Origin of the sequence: Nocardia sp. NPDC060220 (genome assembly GCF_042727815.1) — a bacterium.
In the GTDB taxonomy this organism is placed as follows: Bacteria; Actinomycetota; Actinomycetes; order Mycobacteriales; family Mycobacteriaceae; genus Nocardia.
In genome coordinates this window covers 1-4498 of sequence record NZ_JBHWZY010000582.1, presented here as the reverse complement: position 1 = coordinate 4498, position 4498 = coordinate 1, and the positions used below count along the sequence as shown (strand labels likewise).

Sequence of the window (4498 nt, the reverse complement as noted above, 5' to 3'; positions counted from 1 at the left end):
GCGGTGCTTCCTGAAACTGCTTGGTGGGCAGTGCTGTTCGTGGCTCGGCAGGTTGCCGATAGGCCGGCAGCAGCGGGAGCACCGAGCGACGGCGGAGCGGTTCGGGCAAACGGGTCAGTGCCGCTTGGAACCGGCCGAACCACTCCGGGTAGCTGGCGATCCGCCGCACGGGCAGACCTGCCTCGATCAGCCAGTCCACCAGCCGGTCCAGTGAGACGCCGTCGTCGTGGGGATTGGCGACATGGAAGACCCGGTGATCCGGTCGGGGATCACCCCCGAGCGCCGTGATCGCCGCGGCGGTGAAGTCGACCGGAAGCCCGTCGTAGTGATCGTGGACAGGCCCGCCGCAGACGAACGACCGCGGCGCGACCCCGGTGGCGCCCAGGCTCACCAGCAGCCGGGTGAAGGCATCCGCGACATTGAGCTGACCGATGTAGCGGCGGTGTGCCAGGGCCATGTTCGAGCGGAACACCGTCACCGGGAGTCCGCAGCGGTCATGGGCTGTGCGCAGCAGTATCTCCCCCGCCCACTTTCCTACCTCGTAGCCGTTGGCGTAGCTGTCGTCGATGCGGCGACCGGGTACGGCGACCCGGATGTCAGCGTCCTCGTCGAGCGCCGAGGAGTCGGCGACCGCGATCGTGGACAGGAAGTCGACCGACTTGACGCGGGTGGTCGACGCCAGCCGGATGATCTCGGCGGTCCCCACCACATTCGCGTCGAACAGATGCCGGTACGGGAGAACATGATTGACGTGCGCTGCTGCATGCACGACATGGTCGACCCGCGCAGCCAGCCCCTCCCACTCCGAACGGCCCACGCCGAGAGCGGGTTGCGCGATATCGCCGACAACGATCTCGAGATGCCGGGCCGCCAGCGCCCGGAACTCCGCACGCAGATCGACGTCGCTGTCGAAGACGTCGTCGAGCCTGCATCGCGCCGCCGCCGGGTCCGCACCACGCACCAGACAGATCAGCGTGCCACCGATATCGGCCAACCGGCGCAGCCATTCCAGACACAGGAAGCGCCCGATATAGCCGGTCGCACCGGTCAGCAGGACGGTGCCGGCGACCTCGGCGACCGAAGGTAGCGCGTGCGCCCTCGCGACCGTCGCGGGGTCGAGGAACGCCTCCAGCGTCAAGTCCTCGGCACGCACCTGGACAGTGTCGTCCCCGTGGACGGCAGCGAAGCTCGGGCGCGCGAACTCCGGCTGTCGTTGTCGCCGAACGTATTCCGCGATCGCGGCGAAGTCCGTGCCCGGACCGGTGAGCAGCCCGGCGGGCAACTCCACGTCGAGCAGTTCGCTCAGCAGGCTCGAATACGTCACGACAGCCAGCGAATCACCGCCCAGATCGGTAAAACTCGCGCCGACGGGCAGATCCTTCTCGGCACCGCCGACGACCGCCCTGGCAGCCCGCACGACGACATCGAGCAACGGAAGCTCGGCCGCGCGCGCCCGCAGTTCACGCAGTTCGGCCGCCCGGTCGTCGGCGTGATCACGATAGATCCCCTCCAACCTCGCCTCGTAGCGCTCCCGCACCTTCGGGCGAAGCAGCTTACCCAGGCCGGACAGCAGACCGTTGTCGGCGGTGAAAGGTGCTGTTTCGACCAGGAAGTCGCGCGGGATCTCGTGGGCGGCCAGCCCCGTCTCCGACGCAACCTCGCGCAGGGCCGCCGTGAGCGCCGAGTCCAGTGACCCTGCGGCCAGTGCTTCGTCGGTCGGCACGATCACCGCGAGCAGGTAGGCGCGCTCGCTGGAGCCGTAGACGAAGATTTGCCGGATCAGCGGGCTGGTCCCATAGACGGCCTCCAGCCGGGCTACCGTCACGAACTCGCCGTTGGACAGCTTGAGCACGTTGTTGCGCCGGTCGAGATAGACGAGGTGGTCGGGTGCGATCTCGGTCATGACATCGCCGGTGCGGTAGTAGCCCTCGGCGTCGAAGATCGCCGCGGACAGCTCGGGCCGGCGGTAGTAACCCGGGATCGCGGTGGATGCGCGCACCAGCAGTTCACCGCGCGGATGTGGTCGGTCGGTGGTGAAGTAGCCCAGCTCGGGCACGTCGAGCAGCTTGTAGTCGGTCACCGGCGGACGCTGGATGCGATGGTCGAGCAGGATGTCGAGTGCTTCGGTGGCGCCGTACCCGTCGTGCAGTGCGAAGCCGAGCAGTGCCTCGGCGAACAGTTTCGCGTCGGCTGCCATCGGGGCGCTACCGAAGATGGCGTACACCGCGCGCCCGCCGAGCACCTCGCGGCGCAGGGTGTCGAGGGCGGCCTCGCGCGCGAGGTCCGGGTCCGCGCCCGCTGCTCGGCGCCGGTCCACGTCGTCCCGGAACCGGTGCAGCAGCAGCTCACAGACCCTCGGCGCGAAAGCGATCTCCGTGGGCCGCACCAGCGCGAGGTCGTCGAGCAGAGTCGAACGATCGGGACGCCCCGTGAAATAGGTGGTGCCGCCACGACCGAACGTGCCGTAGAGCGAAAGCCGCGCCGCCACATGGCTCATCGGCATATACGCCAGGGTGAGGGCGGGCACCGGACTGGCGTTGAGCCACATCCTGGTGACCAGCCGCTGGGTGTAGATCGCGCCTTTGGGCGTTCCGGTGCTGCCCGAGGTGTAGATGAGCAGGCTCATCGAGTCGGCGTGATCGGCGAACAACGGGGCCGGCGGCTCGGCACGGCCGTCGCTGACGATCTCGTCGAGCGTGCGCACGGCGACAAGGGGCAGTCGGCGTCGAGCGTCGGCGAGAATGCGGGCGTGCTCGTCGTCTCCGAGGTTCACATCGAAGATGATCAGAGCCCGTGGAAACCGCTGTGCCGGAATACTTCCCACTGCCCGGTCGAGGAACTCCACTCCTACCGCGAGGACGCGCGGCGCGGTCTCGGTCAGGATCGTTGTCAGTTCGCCACCGGATGCGTTGGCCTGCAGCGGAACTGCCACCGCGCCCAGATGCGCGCACGCGAGATCGAGCGTCGCGTAGTCGCCACCTGTGACCCCGAGGATCGCCACGAAGTCACCGGGTCGCAACCCGAAGCCCCACCAGGACGCCGCGACCGCACCGACGCGATCCCACAGCTCACGATAGGTGATGGTGTGGAACTCCGGCCGCAATCGTGTTGTTCGACAGCCTGTCTCACTGTCGACAACGAGTTCGGTGACCCGCTGCCCGACGGCGGGCCGATCACCGTAGCCGGTCATCACCGTCTCGGCGAGATGAGCCAACGGCAGTGCGGGTTGTCGAAGCTTCGCCGAGAGTTCTGGGTCGCGCAGCGCGGCCCTGGCCTGCGAGTCGCCCTCGCACAGGATCTCGATCCGGCGTTCCAGCGGAATGCCCGCACTGCCCATGGTCTCAGCCCCTGCCCACGAACGGCATCGTCGTCGGGAAGACGCCGAGAAATTGGATATTCGTGTCCAGCGGCATCGAGGCCATCAGCACCAGCGCCTCGGTGAACCGCTCGGCCGGGATGGTCTGTTCGACCGCCAGTGTGCCGTCGGCCTGCCGCGCCGCGGGTTGCCCACTGCCGTCGGGCGGCGTCACATTGCCGACATCTATTTGCCCGCAGGCGATTCCGTGCGCGCGCCCGTCCAGTGACAGCGCCCGGGTCAGGCCGAGCAGCGCGTGTTTGGCCGTCGTGTAGGCGATGGCATTGGGTCTGGGCGCGTGCGCGGACGGCGCGCCCATATTGATGATCCGGCCACCACCGGGCGACTGGGCACGCATCACGCGGAAGGCCTGCTGCGCGCACAGGAACGCCCCGGTGACGAGAGTGTCGAGTGCGCGATTCCAGTCCTCGACTCGGATGTCCTCGATGGGACAGCGCGGTACCGCCGCCCCGGCGTTGTTGAACAGCAGATCCAGGCGGCCGAAATACCGCTGTACTCCGGTGAACAGGTCGGCGACCGCGGTGGGATCGGTGATGTCGGCGGGTGCCACCAGGACTCGGCTCGCGGGGACGTTCGCGAGGTCGGCGGTCTCCTTCAGCAGCATTTCGCGACGGCCGGTCAGCGCCACCGCCCAGCCCTGCTCGAGCAGCGCGAGGGCCGCCGCGCGGCCCAGCCCACTACCCCCACCGGTGACCAGGGCGATGCGATCTTCGGTGCTCATCGGTTCTCCTTGTCCACCCACAGCCGCAGCACGCGGCGCGCTTTCGGTCCCGGTTGGTCGATGTAGGGCGATCGACCGTGTAGTGCCCGGCTGTTGCGGATGATCAGCAGATCGCCCGCGGCCAGCATCAGATCGAAGCCGACGCCGGGGCGGTGCAGCACCTCGTCGAGTACGTCGAGCGCGGCGAGCCGGGGTGCGTCGGCGGGGTCGTCCGCATTCAGCGAGGCACGCACGGTTCGGGTCTGGTAGTAGCAGCCGATGGTGCCGTCGGGCTGGGTGAACAGGATGGGCGACACCACGATCTGCGGTCCGGCACGGCCGGTGCGGTCGTAGGTCCAGTCACCACGCAGCAGCGAAAGGGTCTCGCGGTCTTCGGCTTCCAGGATGTCGTTGACCCGGCG

General features: G+C 68.3%; 3 protein-coding genes. All 3 read right to left on the bottom strand.

Annotation, left to right across the window (positions count from 1 at the left end):
• A partial coding sequence (gene car, locus ACFWF3_RS25585; protein WP_379315802.1) for a carboxylic acid reductase occupies positions 1-3337 on the bottom strand: 3337 nt, incomplete at its 3' end.
• A gap of 4 nt (positions 3338-3341) precedes the next feature.
• Positions 3342-4097: an SDR family oxidoreductase gene (locus tag ACFWF3_RS25580; protein ID WP_379315800.1), complete on the bottom strand. Its 756-nt coding sequence runs from the start codon at positions 4095-4097 to the stop codon at positions 3342-3344.
• The coding region (locus tag ACFWF3_RS25575) for a TauD/TfdA family dioxygenase (RefSeq protein ID WP_379315798.1) at positions 4094-4498 on the bottom strand (405 nt) is incomplete at its 5' end. The genes ACFWF3_RS25580 and ACFWF3_RS25575, both read right to left, overlap by 4 nt.